The following is a 19,199-nucleotide window of genomic DNA, read 5'->3' on the forward strand; positions in this document are numbered from 1 at the left end:
CGCCCCGGACTCAACTATTCATCGCAAAATCGCAGGAAATAGTACTTGTTTCTTCATGACTTCGTAAATGCCGAGAGGTGTCGCCCGAACATATGGCAAATGGGTAGATGCTAAAAATAGTAATGTATAAATCGGATCTTCGAACTGATAGCCCCTCGCCATGAGCTCGTCTCGCAGCTGTTTCTCTTGACCGATGAGTGTTTCGAGTGGCTCCGTCGACGTCATCCCACAGAGCGGTAACGGGATCTCGGCAACGATTTCGCCCTGGTCTACGAGGACAATCCCGCCTCCGAGCTCGTTCATTCGTTTGAACGCCAGTAACATATCCTGTTTACATTTCCCTAGAATCAAGTAGTCCCCACTGATCGAGTACGAACTGACAAGTCCACCAAAATCTCGGGCGAAACCTTTCAAGACTGTGTTCAATCGCCATTTCCCTTCTTTATCAAGCAACATGAGAAACGATTCGTCTCCATCACGCGGCAATGCATCTTGACCCGTGTCATGCGTAATTTTAAACAGTTTCATGATGACCGAGTTGATCATGTCGAGTCCGACGGGCATGCTGAAAGATAGGTCTTGTGGCGTCAGCTCGATTGAAACGTCTGTCGACGGCATCTTATTGAGGACTGCTTCCACTAATTCGTTCGGGAAAAGCGATACCCCATCACGATAAATCCATTGCCCTTTCGCAATCACAGCCGTCGGACGCGGTTCCTCGATGGCATCTAGAATGTTCAAGTGCGCGATACGGCCTGGCGCAATCGCCCCTAAAATGTGATCGAGGTCAAAGTGACGAGCCACGTTATGAGAGACAATCCGGTAGGCTTCGATAGCCGGTAATCCCGTTTCGATCAAAATGCGGACAAGAGCATCCTGCATGCCGTCCTCATAAAAGCCCGGTGTCGAACCGTCCGTTGTCACCATGAGATGGTCGAACGCCGTCAGTCCATTTGCCAATAGATCACGGATCATCTCCGGCAGGTCCGGACGAATCGAGGAATGTCGAAGCGTCGTCGTATAACCTAGTTCCAATCGATTGAACGCCTCTTCCGCCGTCATCGCCTCATGGTCGCTGTGTACTCCCATCAACGCCATTTTAGTCAATGTCTTCGGCGACGCCCCCGGAAAATGCCCCTCGACCGGCAAACCGCACGTCTCGGCGTCAAGCATCCACTGAAGCATCTCATCATCACCCTTCAAGGCGCGCGGCCATGCCGTTAATTCACCTGCCATGACGACGTCCGGATGGTTAAACCACTCGTGAATGCGTTCCGAGTCGACAGCCACGCTCTCCCGGTCCAACTCCGTTTGCGTATCCAAACGGGCCCACCAATATGTACTCGTCGGCAATTGTTGAATCGCATCGAGTTGCGCAAACGCTTGCTCTTTCTCTTGTAAAAAAAGCAGCATGTTGTCATTGACGAGCGTCGTCGTTCCACGCTCTCCTGCATATTTTGACAACGTCGCCGGATTGTATAATTGAAACGGATGAGCGTGAGGCTCGATATACCCAGGTACAATATACTTTCCTGTCACATCGACCGTTTCGACCGCTGATTCTGGTAAGTCTGGACCGACATACACGATGCGATCTCCCTCAATCCAAATATTCGCGGTTCTCCATTGTTTTACGTAGACGTTCAAATACGTTGCGTTTTGTAAGACGAGCGAAGGTGGCCGCAATCGATCTACGACTTCAAGTTGTGAACGAATCATCACTTTAGACCACGGTGCCCGCGCCGTTCTTTTTGTTGGCATCGAACCCAATCCTCCCTTTTTCCCTTTCAAAGCTATAAAAGAATAATTTTGAAAGCGTTTTCTTTACCTGTTTCAAGTTTACCTTTTCTCTGAATGGGTCGCAAGTTATGTTCCCTATTGTAACAAATTTCACATATATTTTTCACAAAAAAGGCGACTCTTCCTATGAAGAGTCACCTACATCAAATTTGAGTCATGACGGTTTTACGTAAGTACAGGTGCAATTGATTGACCGGAATCGGTTTACTGTAATGATAACCTTGAATGAGCGAACCACTATATTCTAATACGAACGCAAGCTGTTCCGGTCGCTCGACCCCTTCCGTGACAATCTCGAGTCCAAGCGTTTGGAAAGTTTGATATAGCCCTTCTAACAGCGCGCGGTCAAATTTATTCTCCGGAATCCCTTTCACGAAGTTTTGATCGATTTTAACGATGTCGAGACACAGGGATTGCAAGTATGAAAGCGACGATGTTCCGACACCGAAGTCATCAAGTGATATTTTGACACCGATGGCCTTTAACGCTTGAATGAATTGTTGAAGTTCATACACATTCCCACCGACTTCACTCTCTGTGATTTCCACATGCAACCGGTGTGGGGGAAATCCTGTCTTAGCGATCGTTTCCTCCAACGCTTCTAAAAACGAGCCGTCTAAAATCTGACGTTTCGAGACGTTAATGGATAAAAATAAGTCAAGTCGCTCTGCGTACTCTTGAATCTCCTTGATGGCGCGCACAAGCACCCAGCGTCCCACATCCGAGATGAGCCCGAGTTGTTCTGCAACCGGAATGAACACGCCGGGAGAGACGAATCCTTTCTGTGGATGGTGCCAGCGAATCAACGCCTCGACTCCTCTAACTTGAAACGGCTGCGGAGAGACGATTGGTTGGTAATAGAGTTCGAACTCATCATGACGCAACGCATGACGTAAATCACGTTCCATCTCGAGCGCCTGCAAGTAATGACTCCCATCTTCAATCTCATGATAGGAAAGAATCTGATCTTTCCCGGATGCTTTGGCTTCGTGTAAGACGACATCGAGTCGCGCCATCATCACCTCATAGGAATGATGCGTCGGTCCTGTCAATTCGTCGATGCCGATACTCAAGGTCAAATGGTTCATCCCTTGCTTCAAACCCCATTCGCGCAAATCTTTCACCAATTGATTGGCGATGATCATGAGCTCCTCAGTCGTCCATTTCGGATGAATCAAGATGAACTCGTCCGCTCCGATTCTCGCAACGAAGCCATCCTCTTTATAAAACATCAATCGAGAGGCAAAGAACGTCAGCATCGCATCTCCCGTACGCTGACCAAATTGATCGTTGATGCGACGGAAGTTGTCGAAATCGATTCCCATCACGCCAATCGATCGGGTCGTGTCCGGTAAGCTCACGAACATCTCTTCGACTGCCAAGCGGTTCGGAAGACGGGTCAAGGAATCGCGGAAGGCACGCGTCAACGATTCTTTTTGTGTCTGTTCGAGTGCATCGAGCACCTCGTTCATGCTGATCGCCATCTCTTCAATCTCGTCTTGTTGATTTGGATGCAACTGAATCCGTAACCGACTATTCCGTTCTTTCGTGATCCATTTCAGTTCGTTGACGATGCCCATCAATCGTTTCGTGACAATTTGATTCACCGACCAAAACAGTGTCAACAATAGACCAAGACCGAGCACAAGCAGCCCTAGCATCCCCGTTTCTAACATGGTCTGTGTATTGGTATAGTACATTCGCTTCACCGAGAAGTTGAGTTCCCAGTTCGCATCTTGATAGACGGATTGAAGCGGTAACGAGACACGTGCAAATTGATTGTCTTCATCGACCGTCAACTGCCGGTGTGAAAGAGGACTGATCGATAATTTCGTTTTTGCTTGGGCACTCATCGCGGCCATGAAGTCTGGACCGATTTTTTGAATGAGTACGAGCGTCCCACCCGGCTTTCCTGTCCCATCACTTCTCAAAATCGGATGACTCATGAAGACGACCGGACCGAAATCGGTGCCATACACCGCACTTTGTTTGATTCCTGACGAGTTGACGTAACGGATCAAGTCGTTCGTGAAGATCTCTTTGTCCTCTTCACGATCCAATTCATAAAATTGAGTAAACTCCGAGTAGACGACCTTTCGATCACGGTCGAGGAAAATCATTGCGCCGACCCCTAAGTTTTCGAGTGTCTCTTCCCCCATGTTGTTTTCAATGAATGCTTCATTCTGATTTTGAACAAAATCATAGGCATTCGTCCAAACTGACCAATCGACAAGAATCCGCTCGAGCATAAGTCGGTGATTGGCGAACACTTCTGACACACTTTCGATTTGATCGCGGGTCATCGCCCTGTCCTGTTCAATACTTTTCTCTACAAAATACGGTTTGATGACGAATAAAATGACACCGATGAAGAGTACGATGTTCACGGCTATCGCAATAAATAATTTTGTTTGAACACGCAGGCCGACCACCCTCCTTCTTCAAGCTACTTTATTATTGTAGAACAGGATATCGGCATTTCCTTTTTTTCGCATGAAAAAAAGGATGGGTTGACCCATCCTTTAAATAATGTGTTCAAACGCTCGCGCCCCGATATCCGATCGATAGAACGTTTCAGGTAAATCGAGTTGTGAAATTGCCGCATACACAGCCGTTTTCGCCTCAAGCAGTGTCGGCTTCGTCGCCGTCACAACGAGTAGACGACCTCCGCTCCCTACGACTTGTTGGCCCTTCTTTGTCGTGCCGGCATGGAAGACAAGCACATCTTTCGGAAGTGACTCAAACCCTGATAACACCTGGCCCGTGATTGGTCGGTCCGGATACCCTTCGGCCGCAATGACGACACCCATCGTGTATCCGTCAATCCACTCAACCGAATACGATTTTTGGCGAACGACCGCTTCAATCACGTCCAGGAGCGGCGATTTCAAATTCGGCAAGATGACCTCCGTTTCCGGGTCACCGAAACGTGCGTTGAATTCGATGACTTTTGGTCCATTTGCCGTCAAGATGAGACCGGCGTACAAGAATCCTTCAAATGGAGTGCCTCGTTTGACCATCGTCTGCGCGAGTGGTTCTAATACGGTCTTCACCGATTCCTCATACACGTCCTTTGAAAGATGTGGCATCGGGCTATAAGCGCCCATACCACCCGTGTTCGGTCCCCTGTCACCGTCATAGGCACGTTTATGATCTTGCGAGGTGATCATCGGAATGACACGCTCTCCCGAGACGAATGCCATGAGCGAAAACTCTTCCCCATCGAGGAACTCCTCGATGACGACTTGTGACTGTTGGCCAAATTTATCCGTCGTGAAAATATCACGTACGGCAGCTTCTGCCTCTTCGACAGTGAACGCAACCGTGACGCCTTTACCGGCAGCCAATCCGTCCGCCTTGACGACGAGTGGTGCACCGAGTTTCTCGATATAGGCAAGCGCCGATGCCGCATCCGTGAACGCCTCATATGCCGCTGTCGGAATTCCGGCTTCCATCATGACTTCTTTGGCGAATGCCTTGCTTCCCTCGAGTAAGGCAGCCGCTTTCGTCGGTCCAAAGATGTTCAGTCCTTTGTCGCGGAACGTGTCCACGACTCCTGCCATGAGCGACGACTCCGGTCCGACAATCGTCCATTCGATCTCGTTCTCTTCTGCGAAATGGGCGAGCGCCTCCACGTCTGTTTCATGGATCGACACACACGTCATCCCTTCCATGAAGTCGTTGCCCGGTGCAACGAAGACGTGATGCCCATCTTGTTTCAACTTCCACGCGAGCGCATGCTCGCGCCCTCCTCGACCGATGACCAATACGTTCATGACGCAAACCCCTCTCAGTGTTTGAAATGTCTGACTGATGTGAATACCATCGTGATGCCATGGCGATTTGCCGCTTCAATCGATTCGGCATCCCGAATCGATCCACCCGGTTGGATGATGGCCTTGATTCCCGCTGCCGCTGCCGCTTCGACCGTATCTGCCATCGGGAAGAAGGCATCACTTCCGAGAGCCGCGCCTGTCGCGCGTTCCCCGGCTTGTTCGAAAGCGATTTTTGCTGCACCGACGCGGTTCATCTGCCCGGCACCGATTCCAATCGTCGTCTCGTCTTTTGCGACGACGATGGCGTTCGATTTGACATGCTTGACGACACGCCATGCAAGTTTCAAGTCTTCCCATTCCGCTGCTGTCGGACGACGATCCGTCACGATTTGGCATGAGGCATCATCGAGTGTCATGTCATCCCCGTCTTGTACGAGCAATCCTCCCGCGACAGCCGTGAGGCGCATGCCTGTCATCTGTCCCATATCTAACGTCAACAACCGAAGATTCTTTTTCTCTTTCAGTCGGTCAAGTGCTGCCTCACTAAAGGACGGAGCAATGATGATCTCTAAAAAGATGTTGCGAAGGGCATCTGCCGTCTCAAAATCGACTTCACGGTTTAAGGCGACGATCCCACCAAAGATGGAGACTGGGTCGGCCGCATGGGCACGTTCGAACGCTTGAGAAATCGTCCGTCCGACTGCGACGCCGCATGGGTTCATATGCTTGACAACGACTGCCGCCGGCTCAGTCAATTCACTGAGTGCTTCAAGTGCTGCATTCGTATCTTGAATATTGTTATACGAGAGCTCTTTCCCGTGAAGCTGTGTCGCATTCGCAAGTGTCATCCCGTCATATAACGGTGTCTTATAAAACGCCGCTTGTTGGTGTGGGTTCTCTCCATAACGAAGGTCTTGAACCTTTTCATACGTGACCGTCAACTGCTCTGGGAACGTTTCGCCGATTTGACGACCTAAGTAGTCGGCAATTAACGCATCATAGGCAGCCGTATGTCGGAACGCTTTCGTCGCGAGACGTTGACGTGTTTCAAACGATGTACCGCCTCCACGTACTTCATCGGCGACGAGTGTGTAATCACTCGGGTCCACGACGACGGTGACACTCGCATGGTTTTTCGCAGCTGAACGCAACATGCTCGGTCCACCGATATCAATGTTTTCAATCGCTTCTTCGTATGTCGTATTTTCTTTTGCAATCGTCTCTTTGAACGGATACAGATTGACGACCACATAATCGATTGGTTCGATGTGATGATCTTTCATTTGTGCGACATGCGTATCAAGGTCGCGACGTCCGAGCAATCCCCCGTGAACGAGTGGGTGCAACGTTTTGACACGGCCGTCTAACATTTCAGGGAACGATGTCACTTCCGAAATGTTCTTGACTGGCAATCCTGCCTGTTGAAGCGCCGTCTCGGTCCCACCTGTTGAGATGAGCTCGATGCCCGCCTCATGCAAGACAGTTGCGAGTTCGACAATTCCCGTTTTATCAGAAACACTTAATAATGCTCTCACTTGAAAACCTCCTGTTGATTCAACACTTGTTGTAATACGCGCGGATACAGTTGGTGCTCAATCGTCTGAATACGACGTGTCGCCTCGGTGCGATCACACCCTTCAATCTCGACGGACGCCTGTGCGATGATCGGACCCGTGTCCATCCCCGCATCCACATAATGAACGGTTACACCACTCGTCGGTACGTTGGCGTCAAGCGCCTGTCCGATCGCGTCTTTACCTGGAAAAGCGGGTAAAAGCGATGGATGAATGTTTAGAATACGGTTCGGATATGCGGATAGTAACACATTACCGATCAAGCGCATATACCCCGCCAACACGACATAGTCTACACGAAGCGTACGGAGAAGGACGAGAATTTCTTCCTCGAACTCTTCTTTTGACGCGTACGCCTTCGGTGTAAACGAAAAACTCGGAATCCCGTGACGCTCCGCTCGATCGAGAACAGCAGCTTCTGGTTTGTCCGTCACGAGCAACACACATTCAGCAGACAAATGACCATCGGTGATTGCTTGCCAAATCGCTTCGGCGTTACTTCCCGATCCTGACGCAAAGATAGCAAATCGTTTCATTGGTCCACTCCTGAGATTCGGATGCCTGGACGACTCTCGACTTTCCCGATTCGGTGCGCGGTCTCCCCGACACGTTCAAGCGCCGCTTCGACGAGTTCCACATCTTCAGGACGTACCGTGATCATATAACCAATCCCCATATTGAAGACGTTGAACATTTCTTGCTTCGAGATGTTCCCGACTTGTTCGAGCCAGTCGAATACAGGAAGACTCGGCCAACTCGAGGCATCGAACGTGATGCCGAGACCTTCTGGCAACATGCGAGGGACATTCTCATAGAAGCCACCACCCGTGATGTGTGCCATCCCTTGAACCTTCCCTGTCGAAATCGCCGCTTTCGCCGCTTCGGCATAAATCCGTGTCGGCAACAGCAAGGCGTTCCCAAGTGTCGTATCGAGCATCGCAATCTCATCCGTATAATGAAGACCTTGTGCTTCCACGATATGACGTACAAGCGAGAATCCATTCGAGTGGACACCTGAAGATGCAAGTCCGAGCACAACGTCTCCATCCTGAATCGTCGAACCGTCGAGCAAGTTTTCTTTCTCCACGACACCGACCGCAAATCCAGCAATATCATATTCGCCATCCGGATACATCCCCGGCATTTCAGCGGTTTCGCCACCGACGAGGGCGCAGCCGGCTTGGACACATCCTTCCGCAACACCGGCGACGATTCGCTCAAGTTTAGCCGGTTCTGCTTTTCCGGTCGCAATATAGTCGAGGAAATAGAGCGGTTCTGCCCCATGCACGAGACAATCGTTGACGCACATGGCGACGCAATCGATTCCAATCGTGTCATGCTGGTCGAGCGCGAACGCTAATTTCAGTTTCGTCCCGACCCCGTCGGTCCCGCTCACGAGAATCGGGTGTTTCATGTTCATCGAACCGAGGTCAATCATTGCTCCGAAACTACCGAGTCCTGTCATCACTTCCGGACGCATCGACCGAGCAACATGACGTTTCATACGGGATACGGCCTCGTATCCTGCTTCTAAATTCACACCCGCTTGTTCATAACGAACGCTCATTGCATTTCCCCCTTAAGCCTTTGTCTCTGTCACGAGTTCTGCAAGTTCAGTCGGATAAAGTCCCGTGAAGCATGCAGCACACTGCCCGCGTAGTGCTCCTTCGAATGGACGATCAATGGCTTCGACCGTTCCATCCAATGTGAGGAACGCTAGTGAATCGGCACCAATCTCTTCTCTGATTTCTTCAATGGATTTGGTTGCCGCAATTAACTCTTCCTTGGTGGATGTATCGATTCCGTAGTAACACGGATGTTTGATCGGTGGTGACGTGATGCGCACATGCACTTCCGTCGCGCCTGCCTCTCGTAGTAACGTGACGATTCGGCGACTCGTCGTTCCACGGACGATGGAATCATCGACCATGATGACGCGTTTCCCGTTTACGACACCGCGTAACGCTGACAACTTCATCTTCACCCCGCGCTCCCGTAATTCCTGGGACGGTTGAATGAACGTCCGTCCGACGTAACGGTTTTTAATGAGTCCCATTTCGTAAGGAATTCCGCTCGCCTCAGCATAGCCGATTGCCGCAGAAATACTCGAATCCGGAACACCTGTCACGACATCCGCTTCGACCGGTGCTTCTTCAAACATCTTTTTCCCCATGGCCTTACGCGCCGTATGCACGTTGATGCCATCGATGATGGAGTCTGGTCTTGAGAAGTAGATGTATTCCATTGAGCACATGGCACGGACGGCCGCTTCACTGAATCGCTCTGACGTGATGCCTTCATTCGTGACCATGAGCAATTCTCCTGGCTCCACATCCCGTACGTACGTCGCCCCCACGACGTCAAACGCACACGTTTCTGAAGCGAACACGTAAGCCCCGTCTTCGGTTTGTCCGAGTGATAATGGACGTAACCCATGCACGTCAACACCGACGTACAGTGCATCTTCCGTCAAGAACAGGAATGCGAATGCCCCGACGAGACGGGCCAAGCTGTCGGCGATCCGTTCTTTCAACGAATTGCCGCGACTCCGCTTGATGAGGTGGGCCACGACTTCCGTGTCGGACGTTGTCTGGAAGATCGCGCCTTCCGCTTCGAGCATATGTTTCAATTCGTTCGCATTCACAAGGTTTCCGTTATGCGCCATCGCCAAATCACCAGTCAACGACTTGAAATGGAGCGGTTGAACATTCTCGAGCGTGTTGCCGCCAGCCGTCGAGTAGCGGACGTGTCCAATCGCATGGTTCCCGGTGAGTGCGTCGAGAGATGTTTCGTCAAACACTTCGGTGACGAGTCCGAGTCCACGTTTCGCGTGGAGACGCTCTCCGTCTGCCGTGACGATTCCTGTTCCTTCTTGGCCACGGTGTTGCAAGCTGTGCAGTCCGTAATAGGCAAGGTGTGAGGCTTCGATGTGACCGAACACACCGAAGACGCCGCACTCCTCGTTCATGCCTCGGATGTCATATAACATGGAATAGCTCCTTCCCATACACGTTCCAACTCTTTCACGTCCATTTCAATCAAGCGGTCGCTTGCGCGAACGACAAGGGTCGGGGCTTCTGTCACTGTCCCGATTGCTGTCCCGTTCGTCATGCGCGCGAATGACTCGGCATGTGCCTTGTCTACTGTCACGAGGAAACGTGACTGGGATTCACTAAATAGTGCCGTCACAAGGTCTGTGTCGATCGTCACGTCCATGCCGAACCCTGTTCCAAAGACCAGTTCCGGTAACGCTGCCGCAAGACCACCTTCTGACACGTCGTGTGCCGCCGTGACCAGACCTTCACGGATCGCGTGAAGCAATACCTTCTGTGTCTGACGTTCTTCTTCAAGGTCGAGTGTCGGTGCATGACCGCTCACTTTTCCGTCTTGCAACATTTGAAGGGCACTTCCGCCAAATTCTGCTTTTGTCTCACCGAGTAAGAAGACGACGTCTCCCGCTTGTTTCGCAAACGATGTCGTAATATGTTCTGGTTTTTCGATGAGTCCGACCATTCCAACGACCGGTGTCGGGTAGATGGCTTGTCCGTTCGATTCGTTATACAGCGATACGTTCCCACCGATGACCGGCGTATCGAGCGTACGACACGCTTCTGCCATTCCTTCGACGGCTTGGTCGAGTTGCCAGAACCCTTCCGGTTTATCCGGGCTCCCGAAATTGAGGCAGTCCGTCAAAGCGAGTGGTTCTGCACCACTTGCGACGATGTTTCGCGCCGCCTCCGCGACAGCGATGGCTCCACCGACACGTGGATCGAGATAGACATATTTTGCGTTGCAGTCCGTTGTCATCGCGAGCGACTTCTCCGTCTCACGAATGCGAATGACCGCGGCATCACTACCCGGTGCGACGACTGTCGACGTTTGTACCATATGGTCATATTGCTCATACACCCAACGTTTCGAGGCGATGCTAGGCATCGCAAGGACGTCTTTCCATGTCGCCATCACATCTTCGACAACTGGTGTGACCGGCTCCATCGCTTGGAATGCTTCGTAATATGCCGGGACTTTAGACGGTTTATGATAGACCGGTGCGTCTTCTGCGAGTGCGTCGACCGGTACTTCGGCCGCGACTTCCCCTTGATGAACGAGACGAAGTACTTTTTCTTCAATGACTTCGCCAACTTTGACTGCATGAAGTCCCCACTTCGTGACGATTGCTTCGATTTCGTCTTCATGTCCAGCTTTGACAACGAGGAGCATCCGCTCTTGCGATTCCGAAAGCATCATCTCGTAAGGTGTCATGCCAGTCTCACGTTGTGGGACGAGGTCTAGGTTCATCTCGATTCCCATCCCTGCTTTTGATGCCATCTCTGCCGACGATGACGTCAATCCGGCTGCGCCCATGTCTTGAATCCCGACGAGCGCAGGATGTTTGATGACTTCGAGACACGCTTCGATCAAGAGTTTCTCCATGAACGGGTCTCCGACTTGGACGGCCGGGCGTTTCTCGTCCGCGTCTTCCCCGAGTTCTTCAGAAGCGAACGTGGCACCATGGATTCCATCACGCCCTGTCGTCGCTCCGACGTACATGACCGAGTTCCCGACACCTTCCGCGATTCCTTTTTGAATGTCTTCATGACGGATGAAGCCGACGCACATCGCGTTGACGAGCGGGTTTCCTGAGTAAGCCGGGTCAAAGGCGACTTCCCCACCGACAGTCGGGATGCCGACGCAGTTCCCGTATCCAGCGATGCCGGATACGACATGACCGAATAAATGTTTCACACGTGATTCGTTCAAATCTCCGAAACGGAGTGAGTTCAATAAAGCGATCGGACGGGCGCCCATCGAGAAGATGTCACGGATGATTCCACCCACCCCAGTCGCTGCTCCTTGATAAGGCTCAATCGCGGACGGATGGTTATGACTCTCGATTTTGAAGGCGACGGCTTGTCCGTCTCCGATGTCGACGATTCCAGCCCCTTCTCCTGGTCCTTGTAAGACGTGCTTGCCGGTTGTCGGAAACTTCCGGAGCACCGGTTTCGAGTTTTTGTACGAACAGTGTTCAGACCACATGACCGAGAAGAGACCGATTTCTGTATAATTCGGTTCCCGGCCAAGCAGTGAGACGACGAGCGCGTATTCGTCGTCCGATAATCCCATCGTGGCATAGATCCGTTCATCACGGATTTGTGTAGCTGTCGGTTCAGTTGTAAGTAACATGTCGTGCCCCCCATTTTACGATTGACGTGAATAACCGTTTACCGTCTTCCCCACCGAGCAACGCTTCGACCGCACGCTCCGGGTGTGGCATCATGCCGAGTACGTTCCCTGCCTCGTTCGTGATGCCGGCGATGTTTTCGACCGATCCGTTCGGGTTCTCTTTATAGGTGAACGCAATCTGGCCATTTGCCTTCAATGTCTCGAGTGTCGTCTCGTCACAGTAGTAGTTGCCCTCACCGTGTGCGATCGGCACGCGAATCGTTTCCTGTGCCGCGTACTCACTTGTGAACATCGTCTCGTTGTTTTCGACGACAAGGTCGACGGTCTTACACATGAATTTCAAATCGCGGTTTCGCATCAATACACCTGGGAGGAGTCCCGCTTCGACGAGCACTTGGAATCCGTTACATACGCCAAGAACCGGGCGTCCTTCTTCCGCGAAACGCTTCACTTCAGCCATGATTGGTGAAAACTGGGCGATTGACCCGCAGCGCAAGTAGTCTCCGTATGAGAAACCACCTGGTAAGAGGACTCCATCAAATCCTTCAAGTGAGGTTTCCGTATGGAACACGTATTCCGCTTCTTCCCCGAGCACATCTTTTACCGCATGGTACATGTCGAGGTCACAGTTTGATCCTGGAAAGACGATGACCGCAAACTTCATGCGAGTACCCCCATCTCGATTTCAAAATTCTCAATGACCGTATTGACGAGTAACTTCTCACACATCTCTTTGACCATGGCTTCTGTCGTGTCGTCCGCTACTTGAAGCTCGATGACTTTCCCGATCCGCACCGATTCAACTCCAGCGAATCCGAGATGTTCGAGCCCGCCTTTTACGGCAACTCCTTGTGGGTCGAGTACACTTTCACGTAATGTCACATACACGTTTACTTTTTTCATTGTCCGTTTCCCCCTATGCGTGTTAACAATTGTCCATACGTCTCAGTCAAAGAACCTAAATCGCGACGGAATACATCTTTATCAAGTTTCTGTTTCGTTTCTTTGTCCCAGAGACGGCACGTATCCGGTGAGATTTCATCCGCCAAAATGATCGTCCCATCCACTTTTCCGAACTCTAGTTTGAAATCGATCACGTCGATGCCGTGTTGACTAAAGAAATCGAGCAAGACATCGTTTACCCAAAGCCCGAGTTGTCGCAATGTTTCGACTTCTTTGTGTGTGGCAACTTGCAATAATCGGATATGATCTTCTGTGAGGAGTGGGTCCCCAAGAGCGTCGTCCTTATAATAAAACTCGACAATCGGTGCGAGGAGCGGTGTTCCCTCTTCCCAACCGAGACGTTTCGCTAGACTACCGGCCGCGACGTTGCGGACGACCACTTCTAACGGGATGATGTCGACACGGCGGACCAACTGTTCTCGCTCTGAGATTCGTTTGATAAAGTGCGTCGGAATCTTGTTGTCATGCATCAATTCGAACAACTGGGTCGTGATGGCGTTGTTTAAAATCCCCTTCCCATCAATCGACTCTTTCTTTTCTCCATTGAATGCTGTCGCATCGTCTTTATAGTACACACGAAGCACACCCGCTTCTTCTGTCTCAAATAACGCCTTCGCCTTGCCCTCATAAATTGCTTTCATCTGAACCGTTCCCCCTTAAAAGTGAGAGGGGCTTGTCGCCCCTCAACGATTACAAACCACAGCGTTCAAAAATCGTATCGACACGGCGTACGTGATAACGCGGGTCGAACAACTCATCGAGCTCTTCACTCGTAAAGAGTGCGCCCATCTCTTTGTCCTCTTCAATCAATGTACGGAACATCGTCTCTTCTTCCCATGCCTGCATCGCTTTCGGTTGAACCGCGTCGTATGCTGCTTCACGTGACCAGCCCTTCTCGATGAGACCGAGTAAGATCCGTTGCGAGAAGATGATTCCGAACGTACGGTCCATGTTGCGACGCATGTTGTCCGGGAAGACCGTCAAGTTCTTCACGATGTTACCGAAACGGTTCAACATGTAGTTGAGAAGAATCGTCGCATCCGGGATAATGATTCGCTCTGCTGAAGAGTGCGAGATGTCACGCTCATGCCAGAGTGGGACATTCTCGTATGCTGTCATCATATGACCGCGAATGACGCGTGCAAGACCCGTCATATTTTCAGAACCGATTGGGTTACGTTTATGCGGCATCGCAGACGACCCTTTTTGTCCTTTCGCAAAGAACTCTTCCACTTCGCGTGTCTCTGTTTTTTGAAGTCCACGAATCTCCGTTGCCATCTTTTCAATCGATGTGGCAATCAATGCGAGTGTTGACATGTACTCGGCATGACGGTCACGTTGGAGAGTCTGTGTCGAAATCGGTGCAGCTTGGATACCGAGCTTGTCACAGACGTATGACTCGATGAACGGGTCGATATTCGCAAACGTTCCGACCGCTCCGCTCATCTTCCCGAATTCAATCGTTTCGCGAGCTGCCATGAAGCGTTTTTTGTTCCGTTTCATCTCTTCATACCAGAGGGCGAGCTTCAGACCGAACGTGGTCGGTTCTGCGTGCACGCCGTGGGTACGTCCCATCATAATGTCATACTTATGTGCTTTCGCTTTTTCTGCGAGAATACCGATGAAGCGATCTAAATCGGCCTCTAAAAGATCATTCGCCTGTTTGATTAAGTAAGAGAGTGCCGTATCGACGACATCCGTCGACGTCAATCCGTAATGTACCCACTTTTTCTCCTCTCCGAGTGTCTCGGAAACGGCACGAGTGAACGCGATCACATCATGACGTGTCTCTTGTTCAATCTCTAGAATGCGATCAACATCGAACGATGCCTTGTCCCAAAGGACTTGTACATCTTCTTTCGGGATGATGCCGAGTTCACTCCAAGCCTCACAGGCATAAAGTTCAACTTTTAACCAAGCCTCGAATTTGTTTTGATCAGTCCAAATATTTGCCATCTCTGGGCGGGTGTAGCGTGAAATCATAAGACGGTCTCCTTCCAAATTGCCAGTTGTTCGATGGTATGAAGCGCTTCTTCGACCGTGTCACCAAGGACGTTCAAATGTCCCATTTTGCGACCTGTCTTCGCTTCATCTTTTCCATACAGATGTAGTTTAACATTCGATGGCAATGCTTTGACATGAAGTCGTGGCATATGCTCGCCGAGAAGGTTGACCATGACGACAGGCGATGTCAATCTCGTCCGTCCGAGGCGCATCCCGGTCACGGCTCGAATGTGTTGTTCAAATTGTGAGGTTTCACAAGCGTCAATCGTGTAATGCCCGGAATTGTGCGGACGCGGCGCAAGCTCATTCACATATAGACGGCCATCCGCCATGACGAACAGCTCGACAGCGAGCGTTCCCATTAAGCCGATATGGTCTGCGAGCTGGAGAGCGAGGTGTCTTGCATCCTCTTGAATCTCATTTGATACGCGAGCCGGTACAATCGATAAATGTAGGATGTTGTTGTGATGAATGTTTTCACTGATTGGGAATGTCGACGTTTCGTCATACCCTCTCGTCACAATGACTGAAATTTCTTTTTCAAATGGCAACCAAGCTTCGGCGACGTATTCCTGTTCGACAAAATATTCAGCGAATGTCTGAAGATCATGTTCCGACCGAATGACCGTCTGCCCTTTCCCGTCATAGCCGAAACGACACGTTTTGATGACAAACGGCAAACCGAGCTTCTCATATGCCTGCCGTACATCTCGAACCGTACGTACCGAAACATATGGAGCGACACGTAGTCCCGCTGATTCAATCATCTGTTTCTCCAAGATGCGATGTTGCGTCGCCTTCAACACGTCCATACCTTGTGGGCATTTTTCTTCGATGGCTGCAATCATTTCCGTATCGATGTTCTCAAATTCATACGTCACAACGTCTGAACGAGCAGCGAGTTCTTTTGCGGCATCGACATCATCAAATGAGGCAACAATTGAATCTGCCACTTGAGCAGTCGGTGCATTGGGGTTCGGGTCAAGACAAAGTGTCGTGTATCCCATTGCACTCGCACTGAGTGACATCATCCGTCCAAGTTGTCCTCCACCTAAAATTCCGATTCTCATCAGACCAACTCCTCCGTTCCTCGCATCGCCATCTCTTGTTTCTTCTCACGAAATGCATCAAGTCGATTTGTAATGTCTGTGGAGTGGATGCTGAGAATTTGAGCAGCCAATAATCCTGCATTCGTTGCTCCCGCTTTTCCGATGGCAACAGTTGCTACTGGAACTCCTGCAGGCATCTGAACAATGGAGAGAAGCGAATCCATTCCATTGAGTGCTTTCGACTGAACCGGGACACCGATGACAGGAAGTGTCGTTTTCGCAGCGACCATTCCAGGAAGGTGGGCTGCCCCACCAGCACCCGCAATGATCACTTGGATGCCTCTGCCTCGTGCCTCTTCAGCATATTCGAACATAAGGTCTGGTGTACGGTGAGCGGATACGACTTGTTTTTCATATGGAATCTGCAACTCATCCAACACGTCACACGTATGTTTCATCGTCTCCCAATCAGATGAACTTCCCATGATTACTCCAACTGCTACGTTCATTCCCAATGTCCCCCTTACAAAAAGAAATCCCTAAACCGACAATCAGTTTAGGGTATAGGCATGACAAATACATGTCCGCTACACCCCATAGTCTGATCAGAATCGGTGATCAGGTAGAAACTTGCAAGCCATTTCCTTGCGATTATATGGAGCACTATTTATTTTTCTTATCTCACACGCCTATCGTACCTTGTTCTTTGAAAACATGTCAATAAACTGCGAACATTTTAATTTTCTGAATATTTATCGTTCGCTTTTTAGACGTTATCAGCATAATCATCTTCGGTAATGTATGCTATTGAAAAGGGGGAGTTAGATGAGTTACATCGCAAGTTTACGGGAAGTGATTAGGAATCGTCCGATTATCAGTGTGGGAGCAACCATTTTGGTCATCAATCAAAAGCAAGAGGTACTGATGCAATTCCGATCGGATACACTTGACTGGGGGTTACCAGGAGGATCGATGGAGCTCGGAGAAACATTGGAAGAAGTCGCTGCAAGAGAAGTGAACTACTCGCCACTTATTTGCTTCGCAAATTGAAGTGGGAGCTTCTTGGGAAGACCGTACTTTTATTAGCCACGATTGTTTACCAAGCTCGTCGGGTGGTTCCCACCCTGAAGGAATTCGTTTTAGTTTGCCAACATCAACAGGTTGATGCTCGCATTCATGTCACGGTCATGATGCGCGCCACAGGCACACGTCCATTCACGGACATCCATCGTCTTCCTCTGACCTTTCTCGCCACAAGAAGAACAGATCTGCGTAGATGCGAACCATTGATCCGCCTTGATGAGCGTCCGTCCGTAGAAGTTTGACTTGTACTCGAGTTGACGGACGAACTCGTACCAACTGACGTCCCCGATGGACTTGGCGAGCTTATGGTTTTGCATCATGTCCTTCGACTTCAATGTCTCCACGACGATGACTTGGTTCTCGTCAACGATCCGTCTCGACAGTTTGTGAAGGAAGTCCTTGCGTTGGTTGGCGATCTTCTCATGTCTCTTGGCGAGGATCAGCCTGGCCTTCTCTCGGTTCCGGCTCCCGGCCATCTTGCGTGACAGCGCGCGTTGTGCCTTCTTGACCTTCGCTTCGGATTTCCGGAGGAGTCGGGGGTTGTCGATTTTCTCCGAGACCATCGCGTCGTTCGTCATGACGGCGAAGTGCTTCAGGCCGAGATCAATCCCGACCTTGCTCTTGACTGGAATCCACTTTTCCTCATCTTGATTGACGAGGATGGAGATGAAGAACTTGCCCGTCCTCGTCATCGAGACCGTCGCCGACTTAATGATTCCATCGAACGGACGATGTTGTGTGAACTTCACGAAGCCGATTTTAGGAAGTCTCACCTTGCCGTCCTCGATGCGGATCGTGCCGTGCTGGTTGTTCGTCGTGTAGGACGCGCGCGACCGCCGTCTCGATTTGAACACCGGGAAGCCGCCCGTCCCGGCGAAGAACTTCGCGAACGCGGCGTCGAGGTTCAGCTTCGCGTTCGCGAGCGCGAGGCTGTCCGCCTCGGCGAGAAACGGGAACAGGGGCTTGTAGGAGGCGGGTGTCGCCGGTTTCCGTCTCGTCCCGTTCCCCGCCTTCGCCTCCTCGCGGATGGCGATGCGGTCCTCGAGCAGCTTATTGTAGATGAACCGTGCGCAGCCGATCGTCTTGATGAGGAACTCTTCCTGTGCCGGCGTCGGGTGGAGCCTATATTTATAGCCTTTCAGCATGTTCGTCCCTCCTCCCCTACGAAGATCGTGATGTGTCCTCCTCATCCGATACCCGCGGAGGGAGAGGAAGAATCTGACGGAATCCCGAACCTTTGTTCGTCACATCTGTCACAGGAGGAGAAGACTATTGGATTGGGCGATTCATCCCCCACCTACGCGGGCTACGGCCCGAGGCGCTTAGAGGAGGGAGAATTCTCGCCTGATTTAGTTAAAGATATAAAAAAGCCGTCACACAGATAGTGTGACGACTTGGCATTAGGATTCTTTAGAGACGCATTCAAATAAAATCGATTGATGGGAATGGACAGGTTCATCTTTGGCTCCCGTTTGCTCAAAGACGGGCTTTTCAATACGGCGTATAGGACGATAACCCATTTCATTGATTCGATCTAAACATTCACTGACCGTTTCATTTGGTTCGACATATACTTTGATTTTCTTAGCCATTGCTTCTTACGTCCTCTCTTCCACTAAGCTGAATCGATGATATGAAAAAACGGCGGCCCTTGAGCGAATGCTCCAGAACCACCGTTTGCCTGGCAACGTCCTATCCTCACAGGGGGAGATCCCCCAACTACTTTCGGCGCTGAGACGCTTAACTTCCGTGTTCGGCATGGGAAC

16 protein-coding genes, 1 rRNA gene, 1 pseudogene and 1 riboswitch are annotated in these 19,199 nt (G+C 50.7%); of the genes and pseudogenes, 1 reads left to right on the forward strand and 17 read right to left on the reverse strand.

Features of this window, described 5'->3' with window-relative positions; all coding sequences use genetic code 11:
• Positions 1–18 precede the first annotated feature (18 nt).
• The 14 genes from KNO69_RS13275 to purE form a co-directional block, all read right to left on the reverse strand.
• Positions 19–1,761: an adenine deaminase C-terminal domain-containing protein gene (locus KNO69_RS13275; RefSeq protein ID WP_214818612.1), complete on the reverse strand. Its 1,743-nt coding sequence runs from the start codon at positions 1,759–1,761 to the stop codon at positions 19–21.
• Between the two features lie 182 nt (positions 1,762–1,943).
• On the reverse strand, positions 1,944–4,232 hold the full coding sequence (locus tag KNO69_RS13280; protein ID WP_214818614.1) for a bifunctional diguanylate cyclase/phosphodiesterase: 2,289 nt from the start codon (positions 4,230–4,232) through the stop codon (positions 1,944–1,946).
• Positions 4,233–4,322: 90 nt separating this feature from the next.
• Entirely contained in the window at positions 4,323–5,576 is a 1,254-nt protein-coding gene (gene purD / locus KNO69_RS13285) for a phosphoribosylamine--glycine ligase (RefSeq protein WP_214818617.1), read from the reverse strand.
• A 14-nt stretch (positions 5,577–5,590) separates the two neighbouring features.
• A complete protein-coding gene (purH, locus tag KNO69_RS13290) occupies positions 5,591–7,111 on the reverse strand; it encodes a bifunctional phosphoribosylaminoimidazolecarboxamide formyltransferase/IMP cyclohydrolase (protein ID WP_214818619.1) in 1,521 nt (506 codons plus the stop codon).
• Positions 7,108–7,686, reverse strand: a complete 579-nt coding sequence (gene purN, locus KNO69_RS13295; protein WP_214818621.1) for a phosphoribosylglycinamide formyltransferase — start codon at positions 7,684–7,686, stop codon at positions 7,108–7,110. Before purN ends, purH begins: the two co-directional genes overlap by 4 nt.
• A complete protein-coding gene (gene purM / locus KNO69_RS13300; RefSeq protein WP_214818622.1) occupies positions 7,683–8,717 on the reverse strand; it encodes a phosphoribosylformylglycinamidine cyclo-ligase in 1,035 nt (344 codons plus the stop codon). Before purM ends, purN begins: the two co-directional genes overlap by 4 nt.
• 12 nt (positions 8,718–8,729) lie before the next feature.
• Positions 8,730–10,139 (reverse strand): amidophosphoribosyltransferase, encoded by a 1,410-nt coding sequence (purF, locus tag KNO69_RS13305; RefSeq protein ID WP_015880711.1) that lies wholly within the window; start codon positions 10,137–10,139, stop codon positions 8,730–8,732.
• On the reverse strand, positions 10,115–12,334 hold the full coding sequence (purL, locus tag KNO69_RS13310) for a phosphoribosylformylglycinamidine synthase subunit PurL (protein WP_074037836.1): 2,220 nt from the start codon (positions 12,332–12,334) through the stop codon (positions 10,115–10,117). The genes purF and purL overlap by 25 nt, the downstream gene beginning before the upstream one ends.
• Positions 12,318–12,998: a phosphoribosylformylglycinamidine synthase subunit PurQ gene (gene purQ / locus KNO69_RS13315; RefSeq protein ID WP_031420919.1), complete on the reverse strand. Its 681-nt coding sequence runs from the start codon at positions 12,996–12,998 to the stop codon at positions 12,318–12,320. The genes purL and purQ overlap by 17 nt, the downstream gene beginning before the upstream one ends.
• Positions 12,995–13,237 carry a phosphoribosylformylglycinamidine synthase subunit PurS gene (gene purS / locus KNO69_RS13320; protein WP_031420917.1) on the reverse strand — a complete coding sequence of 81 codons (243 nt, stop codon included), beginning with the start codon at positions 13,235–13,237 and terminating at the stop codon, positions 12,995–12,997. Before purS ends, purQ begins: the two co-directional genes overlap by 4 nt.
• Positions 13,234–13,938 (reverse strand): phosphoribosylaminoimidazolesuccinocarboxamide synthase, encoded by a 705-nt coding sequence (purC, locus tag KNO69_RS13325; protein ID WP_078146253.1) that lies wholly within the window; start codon positions 13,936–13,938, stop codon positions 13,234–13,236. The genes purS and purC overlap by 4 nt, the downstream gene beginning before the upstream one ends.
• A gap of 49 nt (positions 13,939–13,987) precedes the next feature.
• Positions 13,988–15,280, reverse strand: coding sequence for an adenylosuccinate lyase (gene purB, locus KNO69_RS13330; protein ID WP_015880706.1), 1,293 nt, complete (start codon positions 15,278–15,280; stop codon positions 13,988–13,990).
• Positions 15,277–16,371: a 5-(carboxyamino)imidazole ribonucleotide synthase gene (gene purK, locus KNO69_RS13335; protein WP_214818624.1), complete on the reverse strand. Its 1,095-nt coding sequence runs from the start codon at positions 16,369–16,371 to the stop codon at positions 15,277–15,279. The genes purB and purK overlap by 4 nt, the downstream gene beginning before the upstream one ends.
• Complete coding sequence (gene purE, locus KNO69_RS13340) at positions 16,371–16,859, reverse strand: 5-(carboxyamino)imidazole ribonucleotide mutase (protein ID WP_074032924.1); 489 nt, start codon at positions 16,857–16,859, stop codon at positions 16,371–16,373. The genes purK and purE overlap by 1 nt, the downstream gene beginning before the upstream one ends.
• A gap of 68 nt (positions 16,860–16,927) precedes the next feature.
• A riboswitch (purine riboswitch) is annotated at positions 16,928–17,029 on the reverse strand.
• Between the two features lie 146 nt (positions 17,030–17,175).
• Here purE and KNO69_RS13345 point away from each other — a divergent pair.
• A pseudogene (locus tag KNO69_RS13345) lies at positions 17,176–17,367 on the forward strand (NUDIX domain-containing protein); the annotation flags it as partial.
• Between the two features lie 122 nt (positions 17,368–17,489).
• Here KNO69_RS13345 and tnpB read toward each other — a convergent pair.
• The 3 genes from tnpB to rrf all read right to left on the reverse strand — a co-directional run.
• Positions 17,490–18,578, reverse strand: coding sequence for an IS200/IS605 family element RNA-guided endonuclease TnpB (tnpB, locus tag KNO69_RS13350; protein ID WP_214818626.1), 1,089 nt, complete (start codon positions 18,576–18,578; stop codon positions 17,490–17,492).
• A 255-nt stretch (positions 18,579–18,833) separates the two neighbouring features.
• Positions 18,834–19,025: an NETI motif-containing protein gene (locus KNO69_RS13355; RefSeq protein WP_015880702.1), complete on the reverse strand. Its 192-nt coding sequence runs from the start codon at positions 19,023–19,025 to the stop codon at positions 18,834–18,836.
• 87 nt (positions 19,026–19,112) lie between these two features.
• Positions 19,113–19,199: ribosomal RNA gene (rrf, locus tag KNO69_RS13360) — 5S ribosomal RNA — on the reverse strand; the annotation flags it as partial.

The sequence above is a fragment of the Exiguobacterium sp. s131 genome, assembly GCF_018617345.1.
Classification (GTDB): Bacteria; Bacillota; Bacilli; order Exiguobacteriales; family Exiguobacteriaceae; genus Exiguobacterium; species Exiguobacterium profundum.

Coding starts and splice junctions, on each gene's coding strand:
- purS (WP_031420917.1), bottom strand. CDS start 13,237: ATGAAAAAAGTAAACGTGTATGTGACATTACGTGAAAGTGTACTCGAC.
- purK (WP_214818624.1), bottom strand. CDS start 16,371: ATGAGAATCGGAATTTTAGGTGGAGGACAACTTGGACGGATGATGTCA.
- purE (WP_074032924.1), bottom strand. CDS start 16,859: ATGAACGTAGCAGTTGGAGTAATCATGGGAAGTTCATCTGATTGGGAG.
- purM (WP_214818622.1), bottom strand. CDS start 8,717: ATGAGCGTTCGTTATGAACAAGCGGGTGTGAATTTAGAAGCAGGATAC.
- purD (WP_214818617.1), bottom strand. CDS start 5,576: ATGAACGTATTGGTCATCGGTCGAGGAGGGCGCGAGCATGCGCTCGCG.
- tnpB (WP_214818626.1), bottom strand. CDS start 18,578: ATGCTGAAAGGCTATAAATATAGGCTCCACCCGACGCCGGCACAGGAA.
- purC (WP_078146253.1), bottom strand. CDS start 13,938: ATGAAAGCAATTTATGAGGGCAAGGCGAAGGCGTTATTTGAGACAGAA.
- KNO69_RS13275 (WP_214818612.1), bottom strand. CDS start 1,761: ATGCCAACAAAAAGAACGGCGCGGGCACCGTGGTCTAAAGTGATGATT.
- purN (WP_214818621.1), bottom strand. CDS start 7,686: ATGAAACGATTTGCTATCTTTGCGTCAGGATCGGGAAGTAACGCCGAA.
- purB (WP_015880706.1), bottom strand. CDS start 15,280: ATGATTTCACGCTACACCCGCCCAGAGATGGCAAATATTTGGACTGAT.
- purQ (WP_031420919.1), bottom strand. CDS start 12,998: ATGAAGTTTGCGGTCATCGTCTTTCCAGGATCAAACTGTGACCTCGAC.
- purL (WP_074037836.1), bottom strand. CDS start 12,334: ATGTTACTTACAACTGAACCGACAGCTACACAAATCCGTGATGAACGG.
- purF (WP_015880711.1), bottom strand. CDS start 10,139: ATGTTATATGACATCCGAGGCATGAACGAGGAGTGCGGCGTCTTCGGT.
- KNO69_RS13355 (WP_015880702.1), bottom strand. CDS start 19,025: ATGGCTAAGAAAATCAAAGTATATGTCGAACCAAATGAAACGGTCAGT.